Raw genomic sequence first — 22,966 nt, 5'->3', positions numbered from 1 at the left:
TTTGTTTTTAACAATTTTCTTCTTTTGAGTTGCCCTCTCGTTGAGTGCTTAATTATTATATCTACTATAAATCACTTTGTCAACATCTTTTTTGTGATTTTTTTACATTTTTTAATAAAAATTTTATAAATCACTTATAAAATGTATCAAAATCCTTTATTTTTCAATAAAAATAAAGATGGCATACTAAATAAATAGTATGCCATCTCATATTGATATCTATTAACTTTACAGATTTTATTAAACTGTTGTAATACCTTGCTGACTAGCTTGCTCATGAAGTTTCGCAATTCTATCTTCAGTTAATGGATGTGTACTAAATAGATTTGCTATAGATTTTCCTTTGCCAGCTAAAGGATTAATAATAAACATATGAGAAGTTTCTGGTTTCGCATTTGGTATTTCTCCATATTTAGCATAATGCTCTATTTTTTCCAAGGCATTTGCTAAATAAAGCGGATTTCCACAAATACGGCCACCTTCAGCATCTGCATCATATTCTCGCGTACGGGAAATAGCCATCTGAATTACTGCAGCAGCAATAGGAGCTATAATAGCTGTTGCCATCAATACTAATGGATTAGAACCTTCTTCATCATCATTATTGCTACCAAAAATAGCTGCAAATTGAGCAATATTCGCTATCATAGAAATTACACCTGCAATAGAAGCTGCTATTGTTCCAATCAATGTATCACGATGTTTTACATGGGCAAGCTCATGGCTGATAACCCCTGCTAATTCTTCATAAGTAAGAGCTCGCATAATTCCTGTTGTTACAGCTACAGCTGCATGTTCTGGATTTCTACCTGTAGCAAAAGCATTTGGCTCATCAGCTTCAATAATAGCTACTCTTGGCATAGGAAGTTGTGCTCTTTCTGCTAATCTTTCTACTAAATCATATAGATTAGGTGCTTCTTCGCGTGTTATCACTCTAGCATTATATGCTCTTAAACACATAGTATCGCTATTCCAATAAGTATAGAAATTCAATCCTAAAGAGATAACAAACATAACCACAGCGCCTGTACTGCCGCCAATTGCACCACCAATAGCAATCAATATACCTGTTAACGCCGCCATCAATAACGTCGTTTTTAACATATTCATAAATAATTTCCTCCTAAAGTTCTGTTAACAATTACAACTTTTATGATTTTTAAACCAACCAAAACTCAATATCATTAATACCAATACAACTTTAATAATCAAACTCCATTCCACTAAATAAACACCAATAACTCTATCCATCACCATCATTTCAGCAGCAGTATAAGCTAAAATACCGCCACCTACATAAACAAGACCTGGTAATTTTTTCATTATCATTAAAAATAATTGCGCACCACATAATACTATTGGCAAGCTAATCATCAAACCACAAATAATTAAACTCCATTTTCCTTCTGGAACCATATTAGCTACGCCTGCTAAAGATAATACATTATCTAAACTCATGATAAAATCTGCAATAATAATAGTTCTTACTGCAGCCATCAAAGTAGTCGGCTGTTTATCACCGGCTTTGTCATCACCATGGTCAGTCAACAATTTAACTGCTATATATAATAGAAGAATTCCTCCTATAAATTGTAAGTATGGTAAACCTAACAATTCTGTAGCAAATAAAGTTAATAATACTCTAATTATTACAGCTCCCATACAACCAATTATCATGGCTTTCAATTTCTGTTTATCAGGAAGTCTTTTACATGCCATAGCTATTAAAATAGCATTATCGCCACTTAAAATTAAATCCAATAACAAAATACTTCCTAGAGCTGCAAACCATGCCGCAGAAAACATGCCTTCCACTTATTCATCGCTTCTTTCTAAATTAATTTGTATCATATTGATGATATAAAAAAAGACCCTGCTTCCTAAAACATCAGCCTAGGAAACAAGGTCTTGCTTACATATTAAATGTCGATTGTACCGGAGATAAACTCGTATTGACGATATCAATCGTTCAGCTACTCCCCTTGCGAGTAAGTAATCATTACTAATAATATAGCATATTCAATATTTACCTGCAAGATATGATTTATCACTTTATAATCTAAATCAATTTTCTACTAATTTATTAGCAACTGCTTTTTCTTCTTTATCCATTTTTCCAGCTAAATAATTTGCTGCTAAAGAACCAGAAATATTATGCCATACGCTGAACACTGCGCCCGGAATTGCCGCTGCCGCACCGAAGTGCATTAAAGCCAAAGAAGAAGCCAGTCCGGAATTTTGCATTCCGACTTCAATAGATATAGCTTTCGATTTCGCCAAATTCATTCTCAAAGCTTTAGCTACAGCAAAGCCCAAAGCATAACCAAGCAGATTGTGCAGCATTACCACAGCCATAATCAAAAGTCCCGTCTGCATAATCTGCTGCGAACTTACGGAAACTACACCACCGACAATCAGCACGATTGCAATTACGGAAATAAGCGGCAGCAGCTTTATCGCTCTGCGTACAAAATCACCGAATAATTTATTGATGACAATACCTAAAACAATCGGCACTACAACGACCTGCACGATGGAAATCATCATAGCCGCCAGAGAAATCTCAATCCATGCTCCGGCCAGCCACCATGTGAGCAGCGGCGTAACAACCGGTGCCAGAATTGTCGTCGTCATCGTCATGGATACGGACAAAGGCACATCACCGCGTGCCAGATACGTCATTACATTGGAAGACGTACCGCCCGGACACGTACCGACCAGAATTACGCCGACAGCCAGTTCCGGCGGAAGCTGGAAAAGCGTCGCGAGCAGCCAGGCAAGACCCGGCATAATCGTAAACTGAGCCACAGCTCCGACAAGTACGTCTTTCGGACGCTGGAAAACCAGCTTGAAATCTTCAAAACGCAGCGTCATCCCCATGCCGAACATAACGATACCCAATAAATATGTAACATAACCTGCCGCCCATTTAAATGTCCACGGCATAAACAGGGCAACCGCTGCCACGATGATAACAAAAGCCGCCATATATTTCGATATAAAATTACTGATTGCTTCTAACGTCTTCATCTTAATCCCTCCATAAAAACTATAAGTCCACCATAAAAACTATATTATAAATGCATTTAAAATATGTAAAATAAAGTTTCATCTTATAAAATAAGATATTTAAGTATATATAATGTTTACACATTTACAAGTGTTAGCTTATATAATACTCCAAAAATTAACTTCTGTCAAATAAAAAAGGTATTTAATGTCTATAAAAAATCCATTAAATACCCTGAAATCTATCTATATTATGCTTATTTAACAAAAACTACATAATCTTCCTTACGAGGAGCAGGTTTTGGTAAATCAACTGCTGGATATCCTAATACACAATGTCCAACACCGATATAATCACCTTCAATACCCCATTGTTTCAATAATGCTTTACCTTCTGCTGTAGCAAATTCTTCTTTTGCTCTATTAATCCAGCAAGAAGCAACACCTATACTATGAGCTGCAAGCATTAAATTTCCCATTACAAGTGAACCATCTTGAACAGCTGTAGTTCTTGTTGCATCAGCTAAAACTAAAATCACTGTAGGTGCTCCATAAAATGGGTCAGATGTTACTCCCATAATGTCAGCATTCCATTTAGATAATTTTGCAATTACTTCAGGATTTTGGATAACTACCATTTTCGGAGATTGCAATCCTTTACCTGTAGCTGCATATTTACCCGCTTCTAATATAGCTTGTAACTCTTCATCTTTTATTTGCTCAGCTTTAAATTTACGACAAGAACGTCTTTCAATCATAGCTTTTATAACTTCATTAGTCATTATATAACCCTCCTTATCTATATTATTTTAGTTCCACAATTTTCTTTGAAAATCCTTTATATTTTAAATAATATCATTCTCTTTTTCCATGCAGATAATCAAAAACTTGTTTTATCATGATAAGTACGACAATTACAGCTATAAATTTTACAAATTCTTCTATGAGTTCTGGCACGTTTAAAATATGAAATACTGCTCCTACTATCAATAATATACATAAAATCAAAAACTTCGCCATTAATGATTTTCTCATTTTATTCACTTCTTTTTTCTATAATATGATTTAATAAATTCCATAAAAAAGCTACCTGTTTAATAACAGATAGCTTTTTATTTATCAGCTTATTCAGCTTTTGTTCTATACATTTTTATTTCTTCTGGATTATTTTTTAATGTCCAAATACCGCAAGGACAAACGCCTGCACAAATACCACAACCGATACATTTTTTAGCATCAGATACATATTCAAAGCTACCATCTAAATGTTGAATACGTGTAATTGCTTTTTCTGGACAAGATTGCATACAAGTTTCACAATCACGGCAAGTACCACAACTAATACAACGATTTACATCATCTGCTGGTTCGCCAAGATTGCAATGATGACATTTATCAAAATAAGCTTTAGCTAAAGTATCTTTGTTTACTTGTTGTTTTTCAGGGAAAGCTTCTACTTCTTTATTCATCACATAAGCATCTGCATAGTAAGCTGCTTTTTGACCTGAACCGATAGCATCAGTTAAACGACCAGGTTTAATTACGTCCCCTGCTACAAATACTCCATCTAAAATGGAATTGTCTTTATTTGGTACAACCCAATCACGGAATTTTTTAATGCTATCATCTTGTGGTAAATAATCAAGAATAGGTGCTTCACCAATTGATACCATAACCATATCACCTGGAATGAAACGACCTTTATCATCATAGATACCTTCGTCAGTGATTTTTGTTGTCATAAATGGCCAAACTAATTTACCGCCACGGCTTTCAATATATTCAATTTCTTCATCAAAAGCTGCTGGTTTTTGTACGTCGATACAAGTAACAGTTTCTGCACCCATATCATAAGCACCACGAGCTGTATCCATGCCGGCATTACCGCAACCAATAACGATTACATGTTTACCAACTTTTGGATTATCACCGCGATTTACAGCTTTTAAGAATTGAAGACCCATGACGAGTTTTTCTTTACCTTCCCAGTTAAAGAAACGAGATTTATGACCACCTGTTGCTACAACAACAGCATCTGCATCATTTTTAATTTGAGCAAATTTATCAGCATCAACTTTGCATTCTGGTACGAATTTAACGCCCATATCTTCAATGCGTTTAAGTTCAGACTGTAATAATTCATGAGATAAACGAGCACGAGGAATAACTTGTTCAAGTTTACCGCCCATATGTTTATCATCATCATAAACAGTTACATCATGACCTTTGCGAGCAAGTTGCCATGCAGCAGATAAACCAGCTACCCCACCACCGATAACGGCGATTTTTTTGCCAGTTTTAACTTTTGGTGCATCAACTTTTGTAAAAGCTGATAAATAGCCAAGTTGACCGATTTGTACAGCTTCATCAATGCCACCACGAGTACAGCCTTCCATACAAGGATTAGGGCAAACACTACCGCAAACAGAACCTGGGAATGGTGTATATTCTAATACGAGTTTAATTGCATCTTCTAATTTACCTTGACGAATTAAGTTATAACGTTTTTGAGTTGGTATATTTGATGGACAACTAAATTCACAAGGAGCTGCAAATTTTGCATTTTCCCAATAAGGAACTCTTTGACGATATGTTCCTGTTACAACTGTAGGATTTACAGCAAAATCATCTACAGCAACATCACTGAACATACCACCTTTTATCCATTCATTTTGACGGAAGGATTTTATATCTGGTTGTTTATCAGCAATAGCTTGTTTTTCTGCAAAAGTTAATGGTTCAAGTTTATGCCATTGTTGCCAATCAGATAATTCACTGCGAAGTTCTGTTCTACCGATGGATTCCAAGAATTCATCCATATTATTATCTAAGAATGCAATATCTTCATCTGTTAAATCTTTCAAGCGAATATCTGCTGGATAGCCATCTATTTTTCCACGGAAATATACTGTACCGCCTACCATACCTACGCAAGGACGTTCGCCGAGTACGCTTGCAAATTCTTCACTATCTACACCGCAGACAACAGCTTTACCGCCACCCATGAATTCAAAGGAGAATGAACCTACATTTTTTAATACCCATAATTGTGGTTCTTCATAAAGTGGGTCATGTTTCATAAGTGAACCAGAACGAGTACCCGCTCTACCACCGATATAAATTTTACCGCCAGCAGAACAATGACCAGCTGTATCACCAGCATCACCACGAACAGTGATTTTACCACCAGCATTAAGCCAGCCAACATCAGCAGAAGATGATTCATCTACTACGATTTCTGTATTATCAAGACACATACAACCAACACGTTGACCTGCGTTAGTTACATGGAAAAATAATTTTTTTCCTTCTGGATGCCATAATGGACCACCAATATCATGTTGACCAGAAGCATGTATTTCAAATTCTGTTTCTCCTTGAGCTACAGCTTGACCAATAGCAAGGAGTAAATCTTGTGTGGACATACGTTCATGTCCAACTAAAGTATCTATAGTAAACATCTTAAAAATCCTCCTCACTAATTAGCATACATATTGAATGCCAAGTTTTTCAGCAATAGCTTTATCTGTAGAAACAAGAGCATCACTTCTACCAATTGGAAGAGATGAGTTACCAATTGGAGCCATGAGTTTTCTAAGTTCTTGGTCAAAAGCTAAGACATAATCAACGATTTTTTGTGCGCCTTTATCAATATCAAGACGTTTAACAAGGCGAGGGTCTTGTGTACAAATACCAGTTGGACATTTACCAGTATTACAAGAATTACAACGACCATGTTCATTACCAACACAGCCTAAAAGTTGAATTAAGATTTTACCACAGAATACCCCATTTGCACCAAGGCACATCATTTTGAAAGCATCAGCTGCTGCATTACCAGTAAGACCGATACCACCACCACCATAAAGTGGAATTTGACCTTGAAGACCTTGTTTTACAGCTGCTAAATAGCAATCACGAATTTTGGAAACAACTGGATGACCTGTATGGTCTAAGGAAATTTCATTTGCAGCACCAGTACCACCTTGAATACCATCAATGAAGAAACCGCCACAAATTTTATAAGGGTCACGAAGTAAATTATTATATACAGATACAGAAGTAGCTGAAGCAGCACATTTAATAGCTACAGGAACTCTGAAACCAAAAGCAGCGTTCATGGATAAATGCATTTTCTGTACAGATTCTTCAATGGAATACAAACCTTGATGGTTTGGTGGAGAAGAAAGTGTAGCTTTTGGTACACCACGAATTGCCTGAACATGTTCTGCTACTTTAGCTGCAGGAAGCAAACCACCATCACCAGGTTTTGCCCCTTGACCAATTTTAATGAGAACGCCTGCTGGGTCTACTTTCATTTTAGGAAGAGCTTTTACAATACGGTTCCAACCAAAGTGACCAGAAGCAATCTGTAAAATCATATATTTTAAATAATCCGATTCTAAGAGTTTAATTGGCATACCGCCTTCACCAGAACTCATGCGAATTGGAATATTGCATTTTTCATTCAAATAAGCACAAGCAAGAGCAACAGCTTCCCATGCTCTTGTAGACAAAGCACCAATGGACATATCAGAGAAAATAAGTGGATAAATCCAATTTACTGGTGGTGCTTTATGTTCCATGACTAATTTGCCATTTTCCATTTTTAAAGGCAAATCTTTTGCTGGTAATACTCTACCAAATGGAGAACGTATATCAAAAGTATGACGCTGAGAGTCAAGTGCAGGGTCAGTCATCTGACTGATACGACCTACAATAATGCTATCTAATGTTCTTTGTGCATTTAAATTTGTACGTCCACCACGTTTAATAGGGCCATGGTCACGAGAAAGCAATGTTTTTCTTGTATCAGCATTTCTCACTGGACGAATAGCACCATTTGGACAAACTTTTTCACACATACCACAACCAACACAAGCATTTGCAAGTGTTTTTACTTGTTTTATAACAGGAATTGCTTTATGTGTATGTTTTGGATCTGGGAATAATCCATCAGAAGTAGTCTTATCTATGCGAATTACATCTGCTTTAATTGCTTGAAAAGTACAAGTTGCTAAACAGCTACCGCACATAGTGCAACGGTCCATATCATATTCAATTTTCCAATTAAGGTCGTTTGTACTTATATCTTGCGTTTTTACTGTTTCCATCTTTGAACCTCCAAGTCATTGTTAATTACTACAACTTCACGTTCATTAGGATAAATATCTTTACTCATATCTCTATTTGGTAATATTTCATTAATACCACAAACTTCTGAAGCAATAGCTACCATATTTTCATCGCCACCTACAACAACTGGGCGAAGTTTTTTAGAATCACAGCATGTCATCATTCTGCCATCTGGTAAATTAGCAATAACTGTATTTGGTCCATTTATTTCTAAATTAGCTAAAGATTGACGAATAGCTGTTAATACTTCTTTATCTTCACGTTTATCAATTTCTTCAAATGGAAGAGGTGTAATTACATGTTTAAAATATTCAATAGGCCATTTTAATTCATGTAAAACATAATGAAGTGTATATAGGAAATTTTGAGAGTCTGATTCAAAACCTATATATCCACGATGTAAAGATTTTTGGAACTCTTTATTTTTAGTAAAGAATGTATTTTCACCATTAGCGCAAAGAGTATATCCTTGTAAAAAGAATGGATGTGCTGCATAACGTACAATGTCATAATTTGTATTTTGACGACATTGAGCAACAATATTTTTAGCAAGTAAACAGCCATTTTCATTCCAAAGATGGAAATATGTAGCAATATCAGCAGGGTCACCAATTTCTTTTAAAGTAAGTACATCTGGCCAAAATGAATATACAAAACCATTACCTGATTCTTCTAATATTTTACGAAGAGCCAAACGTGTATCTAATAACAATTCGCCTTTTTCTTCTTCTGATTTATCTTTGTAATATTCAGGATAATCATAATTACGGAATATATAATATGGCATAGCTTGAATATCTAAGCCTGGTTGTTTATCAGGGACGGGAATCCATTCAGCCAACTGAATAAAATTGTGGCTGTCCATATATTCTTCAACCATTTCTGCACCGCGTTGAGTACAAGCTAAAGAAAGTAACGGCTTATCTTTATAATCGGAAAAAATACCATATAAATCCTTCATAACCATAGCAAATCCAGAGTTATCATGACCTTCTTGTTGAGGTATCATTAATTTTAAAGCTTTTGCCGGACTAACAGGAACTTTACTTTTTATAGAACCTATTCTACACACAATAACCGCCTCCAATAAATTATTTAAAACACATAAAAAATAAACACATTCGTATTTTTATAATATACCTTTATAATAAAGTGCAATATACATTATAAAAACTTGTTACTATGATGTCAATATATTTATACAATAAATAAATCTTATCTTTTACACAAAACCCTTATATTTAAAAGCTTTTAAAATAGTTGTAATATTCTGTTTTGTATATTTAAAAATTATTATGCAGTAAACTAAGATTTACATATTAACAATACCTAATAAAATAGCATATTTTTAGGCTTCTTTTACTTTACTGCATAAAATTGTATTGTATAGTTTTACTGTATACAAAATAAAAAAGGCAGAAAATATCTGCCTTTTTGCCTTTTATTTTAAAAACTCATTTATTAAATTTTCTAATCTATATTTCAATATACTTATCTCGTCGCTATGTTCATCTAAAAAGCCCTGTGTAGAATTTTTTAGATCAGTTATATTTTCTTTTAAGTCTTTATCTTGTGCTATATCTTCTTCTAATCCACCAAGAATTTGCTTTGCCTTATCTACTTTTGCTTCAAAAGTCTCTACCTTTTCACTTACTTGAGTGTCAAAATTATTTTCATCTATTTTATCATCTAATTTTAATTCTTGTCTCACTTCAGTTTTTACTATTTCTTCATCATCTCTATCAATAGGCATATTCCAAGAAAAAGCTAAATAAAATCCCAGTATAGCTACAATTACAAAACTAGCGACTATGAGAATTTTTCTTACAACATTTTTTACAGTCTGTGCAACATTTTTAGTTTTTTGAGAAATAGTCAACTTTGTTTTCGTTTCAGGAGCTATATCTTCTATTTTAATCTTATTATTTTTTTCAACCGTAGTTTTTGGTGTATTTTCTACTTTAGTTTCATAATTAAATCTAGCTTGCTCTAATTGCTCCATTTCTTCTTCAGTTAAAAATCTTGTAGGTTCATCATTTCTAGATATCCCTACTTTATTAAATGATTCTTTATTATCCAACAAAATTCACCTTTCCATTTTAAAACCAATATTTATGCATCTTGTTTTTGCATCGCTAAATGTTCTTTTTCTAGTGCATGACAAACACGCGCTATACTCCAAAAGCGATTAAAAGTCGTAACAACTGCTTTGCAAATAGGCACTTGCAGATTTTTTTCTCGCATTGCTTTTAAGACATTATCTAATCTAGGTTTAGTAAAATTATGAAACATCATTAATTCATATTCAAAATTTAACACTTCTTCATTTGTTGGCTGTACTTTGTTAAATCCCTTTAAACCAAATAAATAACCAATTTTTTGATAATGTTCTTCTTTATCTACAGTAATAACTTTTATTTTCATCGCTTCTAATAAAGTTTTTATTTCCATTAAGCGTAATTCATCTGTAAAATTATATAATAAAATCATTTCTTGAATATTTTTTTTCATACTAAAATCACCTCTTCCCAATTATAAATTATCTATATAATTTAAACAAGAATAGAGTTTTACGAAAAAAGCTCCCAATAGAAATATTTACATATATCTATCAGGAGCTTTATTTTTTATTTTATTTGTCCTTCAATTCGTTTAGTCAACAAATTAGCTTCATATTCCATAGTTTTAGCTTTTTTCAAATTATCTGTAGCTTCTCTTAATGTTTTTATATCTTTATTATCTAACCATTTAGCATAATCTTGATAATAAGCTATTTTGCTTTCACATACTTTTAAACGCAAATTATGCAATGTTTCTGCTGATTTTGGTACTTCTACAGATTGTAATGCTTCTTGTAACTCTTTCAATTGAGGTAATATTTTATTTTCAATATCGTTTTTCAAATCAGTTCTAGTTTGACTACTACCCAATGTTCCTAAATTCAATGCTGCATTTAGATTTGCTTCATTTTCTGTTAAAATCTTTTCTTTATCAATGATAATAAGAGCTGTTTGACTCAAATAATCTTTTATGAATTCTTTTCTGCCATCTTCTAGAGCTTTGATAAAATCAGCAAAATTGTCTACACTAACAACTTTCCAATAACCATCTGCTTGTTCTTCTAATGACACTTTAAATACAAATGGCTGATTAATTTCACTTTGAGTTACTTTTATACCAGCTTCAGCTGTACCATTATCTTCATTTGTATTGATATAATCAATTCCTTCAAAAGTTAAATCAGTCAATCCAGATTGTTCTAATATCATATCTGAATTTATCATGGCACCTTGAGCATCTGCTGTTGTGTTTCCAGATTGCCAACTACCTGTTTTTACATAGTTATTTAAACCTTCTTGTAAGCTAGCAACTATTGGTGCTTTAAACATTGTAGCTAGACTATTCATTGCTACTTTTGCTTCTTCTGGCAAATTAGTTTGCGATGCAATTATACCATCTAGCATATTATTAGTTACACCTGCTACAACATTATCAACATTTACATACTTATTAAATTCATCTACGTCATGATTTTGTATTGATTCTTGTATAGCTTTTAGCGTATATTCGGGTGTCTTTACATAAAAATTAAAATATGTCAGGCCTCCACCTATAACAACAAGTACTAATAATATTGCTGCTGCAAAAATCTTTAATTTAGTACGCATTGATAATACCATAGTTTTTCCTCCAATTATAATTTAATTAATAATTCCCATAATATATTATATCTTCAATATCAATTATGGCACCTATTCACATCTTATGCAATACTTTATCTATAGATATTATCTAAAATATAGTATTAATAGATTGACACTATGGCTCAAGTAACATATTATTATCTAAGAACTTAATTTATACTTGGATAGAGGTGTGCTTCGTGATAGGTATTGTAATCGTATCTCATAGTTCTTTAATTGCAGATGGAACTAAAGAGCTAGCTCTCCAAATGGCAGACCCTGCATTGAAAATCATGGCCGCAGGAGGCACATCAGATGGAAAACTTGGCACCGATATGAAAAAAATAAAATCTGCCATCGAAAAAGTAAATGGAGCTGATGGAGTTCTTATACTTACTGATTTAGGAAGTTCTGTATTAACAACTGAAATGGTTATTGATATGATGGATGAAGATGATAAAGATATCAGTAAAATTCAAATAGCTAATGCGCCTTTAGTTGAAGGAGCTGTTATTGCTGCTGTTGAAGCTTCATTCAATAGTGATATATTCAGTATAAAAAAGACTGTTGAAGACATCATCATAAAAAAGGTTCCATTATAAAAAAAGCTGTACATATAATATGTACAGCTTTTTTTCTTTATCATTTATAATTCTGTTTTATTGCGAACTAATTCTGCACGGTGAGCTTTTATCTGTTTTAATTTAAAAATCACCATCGGTATTACCATCATTGGAATACCTGCATATAAAGTAGAACGTAAATCATCAGTAAAGGCAATTACAATAAGACAAAATACTTGTACCCAAATTCCAAATAAAGTTACATAAGGGAAAAATGGAGTTTTGTATTTTAATTCAGATACTCTATTTTCTGCCATCATTTTTTTGCGGAAATTATATTGACTCCAGCAAATAGAAATCCAAGCCATAGCACCGGTAAATCCAGAAACAGCTAATAAATAAGTATATGCTGTTTCACTTGTATCTAAAGTATATAATAAAATTATAATCCAGCAAGCACAAATAGATACAATAATTGAATTTTGAGGCATACCATTATGATTTAATTTACCTAAAAATTTAGGTGCCATTTTATGTCGAGAAAGTCCATGTAACGCTCTGCCTGCACCATATAGACCTGAATTAGAGCAAGAAATTGCTGCTGTAAGGATAACAAAAGCAAACATATATCCAAGCCAGTCAAATCCATAACGATGAAGTGCTGCTGCAAACACACTTTCTGTCAAAGTTGCTTCGTCCCATGGCAATATTGATATTAATAAAGTAATTGGTATTATATATAAAGCAATAATTCTCCAAGTAACATTACGAACTGCTATAGGAATACTTTTTGCTGGGTCTTTACATTCTCCAGCAGCTAAGCCAATTATTTCTGAACCTTGGAAATTAACTAAGATAATTACCATTGTCATGATAATTGCCCAATATCCATGAGGTGCAAAACCGCCACTACCTAATAAAATTTTTGTTCCAATAGGTTCGCCAGTTTCACCAGCCCAGCCCATACAAATAGCAAAAGCAATAATACTGAAAACTACTAATGCGACTATTTTTATAATTGATAACCAAAATTCACTTTCACCAAACTTGCCTACACTGAATAGGTTTATAAAGGTAACAACTAGACCAAACGATACAGCCCACCATAACTGACTGACCTCAGGTACAAATTGATTCATGATAATCCCCGCTGCAATCATCTCTGCAGGTACATAAACAATCCAATTCAACCAATATGCCCAACCGACACCACATGCCCATGTAGGCGATATATGGTCGTTTGCATACGTAACAAAAGAACTAGACACAGGCTGAGCTACCGCTAATTCAGCCAAACATAGCATAACGCATAATACTACTATTCCGCCCAATAAATAAGCTAAAATAGAAGCAGGTCCTGCTTGTTCTAATACATAACCAGTACCTAAAAAATAACAGCTCCCAATAATTCCCCCAAGAGAAATAAGCTGTATATGTCTGTTTTTCAGACCCCTATTCATTATAGGTTTGTTGTTCATCTCCTTAATAACACAACCTTTCTTATATTATTTTATATACTCTAAAGTATATTTATTTTTATTACAAAAATAATACTATAAAATTCATCATTTTACCATACAAAAAGAAAAAAACTTATAAAAATTTTCATGCTATTTATATTATAATTATTTTGAGGTGAAATTATGCTTGAATATAAAACAATCGAAGGCGAATACTTTACTGAATGGGAAATCAATAAATCTAGATTTTTAACTTATATTAAACATGTAGAAACAGAAATAGAAGCTCAAGAATTTATTTCGTCCATAAAGAAAAAACATTTTGATGCTCGCCACAACTGTTCTGCTTATATCATCGGCGAACGCAGTGAAATCCAAAAATCAAGTGATGATGGTGAACCTAGTGGCACTGCTGGCGCTCCTATGCTTGAAGTGCTCAAAAAAAATGAATTAAGTGATATTGTCGTTGTCGTTACTAGATATTTTGGTGGCATAAAATTAGGTGCTGGCGGTTTAATTCGTGCCTATGGAAAATCTGTAACCTTGGGACTTGATGTTTCCACTATTGTAAAAAAATCCATCTTTAATTGCTATAAACTAGATTTAAATTATGATTTACTAGGCAGTTTTGAAAATTATCTCCACCAAAAAGAAATCCGCATACAAAATAAAGATTATAGTGATATCGTAAGCTTTACTTTATTATTAGCCCAAAATGACAGTGAAAGCATTCTAAAAGACATCACTAATTTATCTGCTGGTCGTATAAAAATAGAAGAATTAGAACCTGTTTACTTAAATATTCCCTTAAATGCAAAATAAAAAAATCCTTAGTAGTTAGATTTAGCTACTAAGGATTTTTTATTAAATTTATTTATTAGCTTTGCGGAATTTTTCCATAAAGTCAACAAGAGCCTGGCAACCTTCCATTGGCATTGCATTATAAATAGATGTACGCATACCACCAACAGAACGATGACCTTTTACGCCACCTAAACCATGTTCTAAAGCTTCTTTAGCAAATTTAGCTTCTAATTCTTCGCTTGGTAAGCGGAAAGTAACGTTCATGAAAGAACGGCTATCTTTATCTGCATGACCAACATAGAAACCATCACTATTATCGATAGCATCATAAACTAATTTAGCTTTAGCTGCATTTTTCTTCGCCATAGCTTCTAAACCGCCATTTGCTTTTATCCATGATACTACTTTACCTACCATGTAAATACCAAATGCAGGAGGTGTATTATATAAGGAATTTTTCTTTAAATAAGTATCATAACGAAGCATTGTTGGCACTTCTTTTGGAGAATTTTCAAGGAAAGATTTGCGAGCAACGACTACAACAACACCAGCAGGGCCAAGATTTTTTTGTGCACCTGCATAAATTAAACTGAATTTCGAAAAATCAAGTGGACGAGATAACATATCAGAAGACATATCCGCGATTAAAGGCACATCGCCAGTTTCTGGAATGTAATGATATTCTGTACCATAAATTGTATTATTGTAGCATAAATGAAGATATGCTGCATTGTCGCTTAATTTAATTTCATCTTGAGTTGGAATATGTTTAAAATCTCTATCTTTGCTAGAAGCTGCTACAAAGCCACGATTTAAAAGTTTTGCTTCATCATAAGCTTTAGTTGCAAAACTACCAGATAATACATAGTTACCCACTTTGCCATCAACAGCAAAATTCTGTGGAATCATAGTAAACTGCATACTTGCTCCACCTTGGCAGAATAATACTTCATAATCATCACCAAGACCCATAAGCTCTTTTATATCTGCTTTTGCTTGATTATGTACTTGTTCATATTGTTTAGAACGATGACTGATTTCTATAATTGACATTCCACTTTTAGCAAAATTTAAAAATTCAGCTTGAGCTTCTTGTAATACTTCTAAAGGTTGCATAGCAGGACCTGGATTAAAATTGTAAATACGATTTTCCATCGAATAAGCCTCCTAAAAATAAAAATATAAGTTCTCCTTATTGAACTTATCATTTAATAATACTTTTACCATCTTACAATATTATATTTTAAATAAACATTTTGTAAAAAATATGATATTATTTTAAAATATCTATGATAATATGTCAATTTTACTGCTACAAAAGTATTTTAGTCAAGTAATAATATTCTATTTTATTGCTAATTTGTAAATCAAGCTTATAAGTTTTAATACTTAACCATATTTCTACATCATTTCATAAATATGATATAATATTTATTAATCACTTTATTTTTATACGTGCAATGATTAATTATTTAAAAGGAAGGTATATAGATGCGCACTAGTGAAGAAACTAAAGACATTACGCTTTTAGGTCAAAAAAATGTAAAATACGAATTTAATTATCGTCCAGATGTATTAGAAACATTTGATAATAAACACCCTGACCATGATTACTGGGTAAAATTTAATTGCCCTGAGTTCACTACACTTTGCCCTATCACAGGTCAACCAGACTTTGGTACAATTTATATCTCTTATATTCCTGATGAAAAAATGGTGGAAAGTAAATCCTTAAAATTATATTTATTCAGCTTCAGAAATAATGGCGATTTTCATGAAGATGTAGTAAATATCATCATGAAAGATTTAATTAAACTCATGAACCCTAAATATATTGAAGTATGGGGAAAATTCTTACCTCGTGGCGGTATCTCCATTGACCCATATACAAATTATGGTCGCCCTGATACAAAATATGAACAATTAGCTCAAACTCGTTTTGTAAATCATGATTTATATAGCTTAGATAAAGTAGATAATCGTTAAGTAAAAATAAATTCCATAAGATGAATTTTAATCAAACTAAAAGGAAATGATTATATGCTTCAAGTTTATACAGGCAATGGCAAGGGTAAAACTACAGCAGCCATAGGTCTTGCTATTCGCAGTTTAGGTGCTGATAAAAAAGTTTATTTTTGCCAATTTATGAAAACTTTAGCTTATAGTGAACAAGCTATTTTACAAAAATTCACCCCACAATTGAAATTGACAACTAGTGGCAAACCTTATTTTATCGCTAAAGAAGGTATGTTGACTGATGAAGAAATCAAAAAATGGGGAGATATGCTCCAAGTTTATCCCGAAGGTAAACCACCTAAAGATTATGTAAAATTAGTTAATGACAGTTTAAAAAATTTACTTGAAGAAATAAATAATACTCACTACGATTTAATTATTCTTGATGAAATCAATGTCGCTATGTATTATGACTTAATCACTAAAGAAACTTTAGAATTTGTTTTAAATCAAATACCTTCAGATATTGAAATAGTTTGTACTGGTCGATATGCTCCTCAATGGCTATGTGAACGTGCTGATTTAGTCACTGATATGCAAGAAGTAAAACACTATTATCAACAAGGACTCCAAGGTCGCAAAGGTATTGAAGACTAATTTTGTTAATCTCCTACAATATGCTAAGAAGTTTTAATAAATAAAATTTCTTAGCATATTTAAATTAAACATTTCTCAAGAGGTGCTTTATAATCTATGAAAATATGTATTGAAAATAAAGACCGCCATGGATTAGTCTATGATATATCAAAAATTTTACTCAAATATAATGTAAATATTATCTCTATGGAAGTTATTAAAAATACTACATATTTAGAAACAGAAGCTTTATCTTATAAAGGTGAGCAAAAAATCTTATCTGAGCTTCATAAATTATCTGGTATTGTTCAAATAAAATCCATTATGCTAATGCCTCATAATGAAAAATATCAACAAATGGATATTGTCTTCAATACCATTAATGAAGGTATTATTATCACTGATAAAAACGGAGATATCATCTATATCAACAAAATTGCTGTAAAAATTCTAAAAATTCCTAATGATGATATTTTAGGGCAAAACATTTCCCGAGCTTTACCATTTTGTAAATTATTATTAAAGACATTGCAAACAGGTAAAAAATATCTTCATCATGAAGTTTATGCTGAAGAATATGACAATCATTATATGGTTAGCAGTCAACCACTATTAGATGAAAATAATAATTTATCTGGTGGTGTTGCTGTCATTCGTGATATGGAAACTGTTCGTCAAATATATCAAAAAATCACAGGACAGCCTTCTATTAGTTTTAAAGATATTATTCACCAAAGTGATATTATGGAAAAATTAATTTTGTCAGCTCAACATTATGCTAGCAGTAATTCTACTATTCTCATACGTGGGGAAACTGGCTCAGGGAAAGAATTATTTGCTAGAGCAATTCATAACGCTTCACCTCGTCGCGATAATATCTTTCTCGCTATCAACTGCACAGCTATACCTGATACTCTACTTGAAAGTGAATTATTTGGTTATGAAGAAGGTACATTCACTGGAGCTAATAAAGGTGGTAAATTAGGTCTTTTCGAATTAGCTAGTGGTGGCACTTTATTTCTTGATGAAATAGGCGATATCTCCTCCACTCTCCAAGCAAAATTATTGCGTGTACTTCAAGAACATAGAGTTCGTCGTATTGGCGGTAACCGCGAAATTCCTATAAATGTGCGCATTATTTCCGCTACAAATTGCAATCTCGAACAAATGGTCAAAGATGGATTATTCCGCCAAGATTTATATTATCGCTTAAATGTAATACCACTATATCTACCGCCACTTAGAGAACGCAAAGAAGATATTCGCTTACTGGCAAATTACCTTTTCCAATCCACAGTAAATAATATTAATACAAGTATAAAATCTATTTCTCAAGAAGCTTTTGAAAAGCTTACCAATTATGATTATCCAGGAAATGTCCGCGAATTAAGTAATATCATTGAACGTGCTATAAATGTTGCTCAAGGTTCACAAATAACTGCTGAAGACATTATCTTATTTAACCAAATGCAAAATACTAGTTGCACACATGATTTAAATGAATATTCTACACTAAATTTAGAAGAAGCCCTTCGCCGTACAGAAAAAAATATTCTTCAACAAGCAATGAAAAAATTTTCCTCTTCACGTAAATTAGGTGCAGCACTCGGTCTATCTCATACCAGCGTTATTCGTAAAATGAAAGAACATAATTTAAGCTTTGATAAAAATAATTAATAAAAAAGGTCTTACATAAAGTAAGACCTTTTTTATATTAAATTATTTTCCTGATTCTAATTTAGAATGTTTATAGCTATAGCCAAAGTATACAACAAGACCAATACCACACCATACTACGAAACGAATCCATGTATGAATTGGTAAATTGTACATCAAATAACCACAGCAAATCATAGCCATTGGAGCTACAAAGTAAATAGCAGGACATTTAAATCCACGTTTGATATCTGGGCGTTTTATTCTTAAATAAAGAACACCAAAACCAGCGATGAAGAACGCAGATAATGTACCAATATTTGCCATTTCAGCGATTAAATGAATAGGAGCAAAACCAGCTATAATAGATACTAAAATACAACCACCGATTGTTACTAAATAAGGAGTTCTATATAATTTGTGAATTTTGCAAATACCTGCTGGAATCATACCATCACGAGATAAAGCAAAGAAAATACGTGCTTGACCATATAATAAAACGAGTAATACTGTAGTAATACCACAGATAGCACCTACGGCAACAATAGCAGAACCAATTGGATAGCCGATAACACGAAGAGCATATGCTACAGGTTCAGCATTATTCAAGTCTGTATAAGGTACTACACCTGTTAATACAAGAGCTACGAAGAAGTATAATACAGCGCAAACACCTAAGGAACCTAAGATACCTATAGGTAAATCACGTGAAGGATTTTTTGCTTCTTCTGCTGAAGTTGCAACAGCATCAAAACCGATATAAGCAAAGAATACAATCGCAGCACCAGCTGAAATACCTTGTGTACCATATGGTAAGAATGGATCCCAGTTAGTTGGGTCAACATTAGGAACTGCCAATACGAAGAAGATAACGATAACTGCTAATTTTACAAATACTAAAATACGGTTAATCATAACAGTTTCTTTTGTTCCACGTACTAACAATATACATAAGAACATAGTAATTAAAATAGCAGGTACATTAATAATACCGCCTTCTTCAGGAACTTTCGTAAAAGCAACTGGTAAATCAATACCGCCAGAAGCTAAAAGCCCTACTACGTAGCCTGACCAACCAGCAGCAACAGTACTACAAGTAACAGTGTATTCCAAAATCAAATTCCAACCTACAATAAATGCTAGAAATTCACCTAATGATGCATATGTATAAGCATATGCACTACCTGCTACTGGAACCATTGATGCATATTCAGCATAAGCAAGACCTGCAAACGCACAAGCGATAGAAGCCAGTACGAAAGATAAAGATATACCAGGACCTGCATATAAAGCTGCCCCTACACCAGTTAATACGAAAATTCCTGTACCAATAACACTACCGATACCCAAAAAAACTAAATCAAACGCACTTAAATTTCTTGTAAGACCTGAATTTTGTGCCATTGAACGCAAGGCACCTATATCTTTCTTACGGAACAAATCCATAAAAAACACTCCTTTTTTCTACAACACGAAAACATCACTTACTTTCTCATTTTTTCAAAAATAAAGGCCTGGTAAAACCAGGCCTTAGCTTTTTATTTTAAGATTTCGTGAATATCATAATAAGGTAAATTCAAACCTTCTGCTACGCCTTTAAATGTTACTTTACCATCTATAGTATTAATACCTTGCATTAAACCAGGATCGTCAAGGCAAGCTTGTTTATATCCTTTATTAGCAATTGCTAAAGCATAAGGCAAAGTAGCGTTTGTCAATGCCAAAGTAGAAGTTCTGGATACTGCACCTGGGATATTTGCTACGGAGTAGTGAGTTACACCATGTTTAACAAATGTTGGATTGTCATGAGTTGTGCAATGATCGCAAGTTTCAACTGCGCCACCTTGGTCAATTGCAACATCGACAACAACTGAACCAGGTTTCATTGTTTTAATCATATCTTCAGTTACTAAGATAGGAGTTTTTGCACCTGGAATAAGTACAGAACTAATCAATAAGTCAGCTCTTGCTACCCATTTAGCAATATTATAACTATTAGACATTTCTGTAACTACACGGCCATGGAAAATATCATCAAGATAACGAAGTCTGTCAATAGAAAGGTCAATAATAGTAACTCTAGCACCTAAACCAACTGCCATTTTTGCAGCATTTGTACCAACGATACCGCCACCAACGATTACTACTTGACCTGGGCAAACACCACTAACGCCACCTAATAATACTCCGCGTCCACCATATTGACTTTCAAGGAACTGAGCACCTAATTGAACGGACATACGACCAGCAATTTCACTCATTGGGGAAAGAAGTGGTAAGCTACGGCCATCTCTACCTCTAACTGTTTCATATGCGATACCAACAACTTTATGACGTAATAAAGCAGCTGTAAGTTCAGGTTCTGGAGCTAGATGTAAATAAGTATATAGAATTTGACCTTCATGGAATAAATCATATTCAGCAGGTAATGGTTCTTTTACTTTAATAATCATATCAGCTCTATCAAAGAGTTCTTTTGTATTTTCAACAATTTCAGCACCAGTAGCAACATAAGCTTCATCTGGGAAACCACTGCCAACACCAGCAGATTTTTCTACTAATACAGTGTGTCCTGCACGTATTAAAGCTTCACTTCCCGCAGGTGTTAAGCCAACACGGTTTTCATTGTTTTTAATCTCTTTAATAACACTAATAATCATAATATAAACCCTCCTTTAGGTCGAAAAAAATTTATTATAAAAATATGTATCATCATTTATGTTTTACACTTTATATATAATGCAAATCGCGTGCCAAAATTAAATATAAAAATTTTATATTGATAAATAAGTATTTTTTATTATCGCTATTATTTTTGTAATATTTTTGTTACAAAAACTGTAATAATATTATTACAGCTGTAAAATTTTTATTACACTTTATAAAAAAATAAGAGATTAAAGTGTAAATTCTTTAATCTCTTATGGATAATCTTCTATTTATTTAACAAAGAATGTTTATAACTATATACAAAATAAATAATAATGCCTACAATACACCAAACAATAAATCTAATCCATGTAAGTGCTGGCAAATTATACATCAAATAACCACAACTAAGCATAGCCATTGGCCCAACAATGTAAATTGCTGGACATTTAAAACCTCTTTTTATCTCAGGACGTGTAATACGCAAATACAATACCCCAAATCCAGCTATAAAAAATGCTGATAAAGTACCTATATTTGCCATTTCTGCAATTACATTAATCGGTACAAATCCAGCAATCAAAGAAACTAAAATACAACCACCAATAGTTACTAAATATGGTGTATGATATTTCTTATGCACTCTACAAATTCCCTTTGGAATCATACCATCACGAGACAAAGCAAAAAATACACGTGCTTGACCATATAATAAAACAAGTAATACTGTAGTAATACCACAAATAGCCCCCACTGCAACAATAGCTGAACCAAAAGGATAACCAATGACACGAAGAGCATAAGCTACAGGTTCTGCATTATTTAATTGAGTATAAGGCACTATTCCAGTCAATACCATTGCCACAATAAAATATAATAAAGTACAAACTGCAAGTGAACCTAAGATACCGATAGGCACATCTCGAGAAGGATTTTTTGCTTCTTCTGCTGATGTTGCTACAGCATCAAAACCAATATAGGCAAAAAATACAATTGCTGCACCAGAGGCAATACCTTGATAACCAAAAGGTAAAAAAGGATCCCAATTTCTAACATCAATATTAGGAATAGCTAAACATAAGAAAATAAAAATAACTGCTATTTTTACAAAAACCAAAATGCGATTTATAAAAATACTTTCTTTTGTACCTCTAACCAATAAAATACATAAAAACATAGTAATAAAAACTGCAGGAAGATTTATTATTCCACCTTCTGCTGGAACTTTTAAAAAATCTATAGATAAATTTAATCCGCCTGATGTCAACAAGCCCACTACATAACCAGACCAACCAGCTGCAACTGTACTACATGTTACTGTATATTCTAAAAGTGATGTACTCCCACCACTTTCGCTATCGCTTAGAAGTGGGGGCTTCTTGTTCGATACAACTTTTGTTGTAAGCATAAGCAA

General features: G+C 33.1%; 21 protein-coding genes. 5 read left to right on the top strand and 16 right to left on the bottom strand.

All coding sequences use genetic code 11. The annotated features are described in order from the left end of the window. Nucleotides 1–240 precede the first annotated feature (240 nt). The 11 genes from htpX to AC5LAX_RS02080 all read right to left on the bottom strand — a co-directional run bounded on the left by htpX (nucleotide 241) and on the right by AC5LAX_RS02080 (nucleotide 11,825). Nucleotides 241–1,110, bottom strand: a complete 870-nt coding sequence (gene htpX / locus AC5LAX_RS02130; RefSeq protein WP_018999856.1) for a zinc metalloprotease HtpX — start codon at nucleotides 1,108–1,110, stop codon at nucleotides 241–243. Nucleotides 1,111–1,134: 24 nt separating this feature from the next. Then, nucleotides 1,135–1,806, bottom strand: coding sequence for a YjbE family putative metal transport protein (locus AC5LAX_RS02125; protein ID WP_018999857.1), 672 nt, complete (start codon nucleotides 1,804–1,806; stop codon nucleotides 1,135–1,137). Between the two features lie 258 nt (nucleotides 1,807–2,064). Continuing rightward, the gene (locus AC5LAX_RS02120) at nucleotides 2,065–3,030 is read right to left on the bottom strand and encodes a bile acid:sodium symporter family protein (RefSeq protein ID WP_117585671.1); all 966 of its coding nucleotides are present in this window, start codon (nucleotides 3,028–3,030) and stop codon (nucleotides 2,065–2,067) included. Between the two features lie 236 nt (nucleotides 3,031–3,266). Beyond that, nucleotides 3,267–3,791, bottom strand: a complete 525-nt coding sequence (locus AC5LAX_RS02115; RefSeq protein ID WP_115150827.1) for a nitroreductase family protein — start codon at nucleotides 3,789–3,791, stop codon at nucleotides 3,267–3,269. A gap of 73 nt (nucleotides 3,792–3,864) precedes the next feature. Then, nucleotides 3,865–4,044: a hypothetical protein gene (locus AC5LAX_RS02110; protein ID WP_018999859.1), complete on the bottom strand. Its 180-nt coding sequence runs from the start codon at nucleotides 4,042–4,044 to the stop codon at nucleotides 3,865–3,867. Between the two features lie 89 nt (nucleotides 4,045–4,133). Then, nucleotides 4,134–6,470, bottom strand: a complete 2,337-nt coding sequence (locus AC5LAX_RS02105) for an FAD-dependent oxidoreductase (protein ID WP_018999860.1) — start codon at nucleotides 6,468–6,470, stop codon at nucleotides 4,134–4,136. Between the two features lie 21 nt (nucleotides 6,471–6,491). After that, complete coding sequence (locus AC5LAX_RS02100) at nucleotides 6,492–8,123, bottom strand: glutamate synthase-related protein (protein WP_008540245.1); 1,632 nt, start codon at nucleotides 8,121–8,123, stop codon at nucleotides 6,492–6,494. Continuing rightward, nucleotides 8,111–9,217 (bottom strand): class II glutamine amidotransferase domain-containing protein, encoded by a 1,107-nt coding sequence (locus AC5LAX_RS02095; protein WP_018999862.1) that lies wholly within the window; start codon nucleotides 9,215–9,217, stop codon nucleotides 8,111–8,113. The genes AC5LAX_RS02100 and AC5LAX_RS02095 overlap by 13 nt, the downstream gene beginning before the upstream one ends. Nucleotides 9,218–9,586: 369 nt before the next feature. Next, nucleotides 9,587–10,225: a hypothetical protein gene (locus tag AC5LAX_RS02090; protein ID WP_259299283.1), complete on the bottom strand. Its 639-nt coding sequence runs from the start codon at nucleotides 10,223–10,225 to the stop codon at nucleotides 9,587–9,589. 32 nt (nucleotides 10,226–10,257) lie between these two features. Continuing rightward, nucleotides 10,258–10,656: a DUF3783 domain-containing protein gene (locus tag AC5LAX_RS02085; protein ID WP_018999864.1), complete on the bottom strand. Its 399-nt coding sequence runs from the start codon at nucleotides 10,654–10,656 to the stop codon at nucleotides 10,258–10,260. Nucleotides 10,657–10,772: 116 nt separating this feature from the next. Then, on the bottom strand, nucleotides 10,773–11,825 hold the full coding sequence (locus AC5LAX_RS02080) for a DUF2939 domain-containing protein (protein ID WP_288909357.1): 1,053 nt from the start codon (nucleotides 11,823–11,825) through the stop codon (nucleotides 10,773–10,775). Between the two features lie 203 nt (nucleotides 11,826–12,028). Between AC5LAX_RS02080 and dhaM the strand changes: the two genes are divergently transcribed. Beyond that, a complete protein-coding gene (dhaM, locus tag AC5LAX_RS02075; protein ID WP_018999866.1) occupies nucleotides 12,029–12,430 on the top strand; it encodes a dihydroxyacetone kinase phosphoryl donor subunit DhaM in 402 nt (133 codons plus the stop codon). Between the two features lie 44 nt (nucleotides 12,431–12,474). On the opposite strand, the gene AC5LAX_RS02070 is transcribed toward dhaM, so the two are convergent. After that, nucleotides 12,475–13,851, bottom strand: a complete 1,377-nt coding sequence (locus AC5LAX_RS02070) for an amino acid permease (RefSeq protein WP_018999867.1) — start codon at nucleotides 13,849–13,851, stop codon at nucleotides 12,475–12,477. 183 nt (nucleotides 13,852–14,034) lie between these two features. Here AC5LAX_RS02070 and AC5LAX_RS02065 point away from each other — a divergent pair, with 183 nt between their 5' ends. After that, entirely contained in the window at nucleotides 14,035–14,673 is a 639-nt protein-coding gene (locus tag AC5LAX_RS02065; RefSeq protein WP_288909356.1) for a YigZ family protein, read from the top strand. 48 nt (nucleotides 14,674–14,721) lie between these two features. Here the strand turns inward: AC5LAX_RS02065 and serC are convergent, their stop codons facing one another. Beyond that, a complete protein-coding gene (gene serC, locus AC5LAX_RS02060) occupies nucleotides 14,722–15,810 on the bottom strand; it encodes a 3-phosphoserine/phosphohydroxythreonine transaminase (protein ID WP_015563431.1) in 1,089 nt (362 codons plus the stop codon). Between the two features lie 336 nt (nucleotides 15,811–16,146). On the opposite strand from serC, the gene queF reads away from it, so the two are divergent. From queF to AC5LAX_RS02045, 3 genes are all read left to right on the top strand, one after another. Beyond that, nucleotides 16,147–16,641 (top strand): preQ(1) synthase, encoded by a 495-nt coding sequence (gene queF, locus AC5LAX_RS02055; protein ID WP_008540235.1) that lies wholly within the window; start codon nucleotides 16,147–16,149, stop codon nucleotides 16,639–16,641. 54 nt (nucleotides 16,642–16,695) lie between these two features. Further along, nucleotides 16,696–17,268: a cob(I)yrinic acid a,c-diamide adenosyltransferase gene (locus AC5LAX_RS02050; RefSeq protein ID WP_278850490.1), complete on the top strand. Its 573-nt coding sequence runs from the start codon at nucleotides 16,696–16,698 to the stop codon at nucleotides 17,266–17,268. A gap of 96 nt (nucleotides 17,269–17,364) precedes the next feature. After that, nucleotides 17,365–18,924, top strand: a complete 1,560-nt coding sequence (locus AC5LAX_RS02045; RefSeq protein WP_288909355.1) for a sigma 54-interacting transcriptional regulator — start codon at nucleotides 17,365–17,367, stop codon at nucleotides 18,922–18,924. A 42-nt stretch (nucleotides 18,925–18,966) separates the two neighbouring features. Here AC5LAX_RS02045 and AC5LAX_RS02040 read toward each other — a convergent pair whose 3' ends face one another. The 3 genes from AC5LAX_RS02040 to AC5LAX_RS02030 all read right to left on the bottom strand — a co-directional run. Beyond that, nucleotides 18,967–20,349 (bottom strand): amino acid permease, encoded by a 1,383-nt coding sequence (locus AC5LAX_RS02040; protein ID WP_117585676.1) that lies wholly within the window; start codon nucleotides 20,347–20,349, stop codon nucleotides 18,967–18,969. 92 nt (nucleotides 20,350–20,441) lie between these two features. Continuing rightward, nucleotides 20,442–21,563, bottom strand: coding sequence for an alanine dehydrogenase (gene ald, locus AC5LAX_RS02035; RefSeq protein ID WP_008540231.1), 1,122 nt, complete (start codon nucleotides 21,561–21,563; stop codon nucleotides 20,442–20,444). Between the two features lie 275 nt (nucleotides 21,564–21,838). Then, nucleotides 21,839–22,966, bottom strand: a 1,128-nt coding sequence (locus tag AC5LAX_RS02030; RefSeq protein WP_493263624.1) for an amino acid permease, incomplete at its 5' end; no start/stop codon positions are given.

The sequence above is a fragment of the Megamonas sp. genome (assembly GCF_986095205.1).
This window is presented reverse-complemented; position numbering and strand designations above follow the sequence as displayed.

What these genes read in the sequence shown, in the direction of transcription:
- AC5LAX_RS02085 (WP_018999864.1), bottom strand. Translation starts at nt 10,656, where the DNA reads ATGAAAAAAAATATTCAAGAAATGATTTTATTATATAATTTTACAGAT.
- AC5LAX_RS02105 (WP_018999860.1), bottom strand. Translation starts at nt 6,470, where the DNA reads ATGTTTACTATAGATACTTTAGTTGGACATGAACGTATGTCCACACAA.
- ald (WP_008540231.1), bottom strand. Translation starts at nt 21,563, where the DNA reads ATGATTATTAGTGTTATTAAAGAGATTAAAAACAATGAAAACCGTGTT.
- queF (WP_008540235.1), top strand. Translation starts at nt 16,147, where the DNA reads ATGCGCACTAGTGAAGAAACTAAAGACATTACGCTTTTAGGTCAAAAA.
- AC5LAX_RS02080 (WP_288909357.1), bottom strand. Translation starts at nt 11,825, where the DNA reads ATGGTATTATCAATGCGTACTAAATTAAAGATTTTTGCAGCAGCAATA.
- AC5LAX_RS02110 (WP_018999859.1), bottom strand. Translation starts at nt 4,044, where the DNA reads ATGAGAAAATCATTAATGGCGAAGTTTTTGATTTTATGTATATTATTG.
- AC5LAX_RS02065 (WP_288909356.1), top strand. Translation starts at nt 14,035, where the DNA reads ATGCTTGAATATAAAACAATCGAAGGCGAATACTTTACTGAATGGGAA.
- serC (WP_015563431.1), bottom strand. Translation starts at nt 15,810, where the DNA reads ATGGAAAATCGTATTTACAATTTTAATCCAGGTCCTGCTATGCAACCT.
- AC5LAX_RS02100 (WP_008540245.1), bottom strand. Translation starts at nt 8,123, where the DNA reads ATGGAAACAGTAAAAACGCAAGATATAAGTACAAACGACCTTAATTGG.
- AC5LAX_RS02045 (WP_288909355.1), top strand. Translation starts at nt 17,365, where the DNA reads ATGAAAATATGTATTGAAAATAAAGACCGCCATGGATTAGTCTATGAT.
- AC5LAX_RS02070 (WP_018999867.1), bottom strand. Translation starts at nt 13,851, where the DNA reads ATGAATAGGGGTCTGAAAAACAGACATATACAGCTTATTTCTCTTGGG.
- AC5LAX_RS02120 (WP_117585671.1), bottom strand. Translation starts at nt 3,030, where the DNA reads ATGAAGACGTTAGAAGCAATCAGTAATTTTATATCGAAATATATGGCG.
- AC5LAX_RS02050 (WP_278850490.1), top strand. Translation starts at nt 16,696, where the DNA reads ATGCTTCAAGTTTATACAGGCAATGGCAAGGGTAAAACTACAGCAGCC.
- htpX (WP_018999856.1), bottom strand. Translation starts at nt 1,110, where the DNA reads ATGAATATGTTAAAAACGACGTTATTGATGGCGGCGTTAACAGGTATA.
- AC5LAX_RS02125 (WP_018999857.1), bottom strand. Translation starts at nt 1,806, where the DNA reads ATGTTTTCTGCGGCATGGTTTGCAGCTCTAGGAAGTATTTTGTTATTG.
- AC5LAX_RS02115 (WP_115150827.1), bottom strand. Translation starts at nt 3,791, where the DNA reads ATGACTAATGAAGTTATAAAAGCTATGATTGAAAGACGTTCTTGTCGT.
- AC5LAX_RS02040 (WP_117585676.1), bottom strand. Translation starts at nt 20,349, where the DNA reads ATGGATTTGTTCCGTAAGAAAGATATAGGTGCCTTGCGTTCAATGGCA.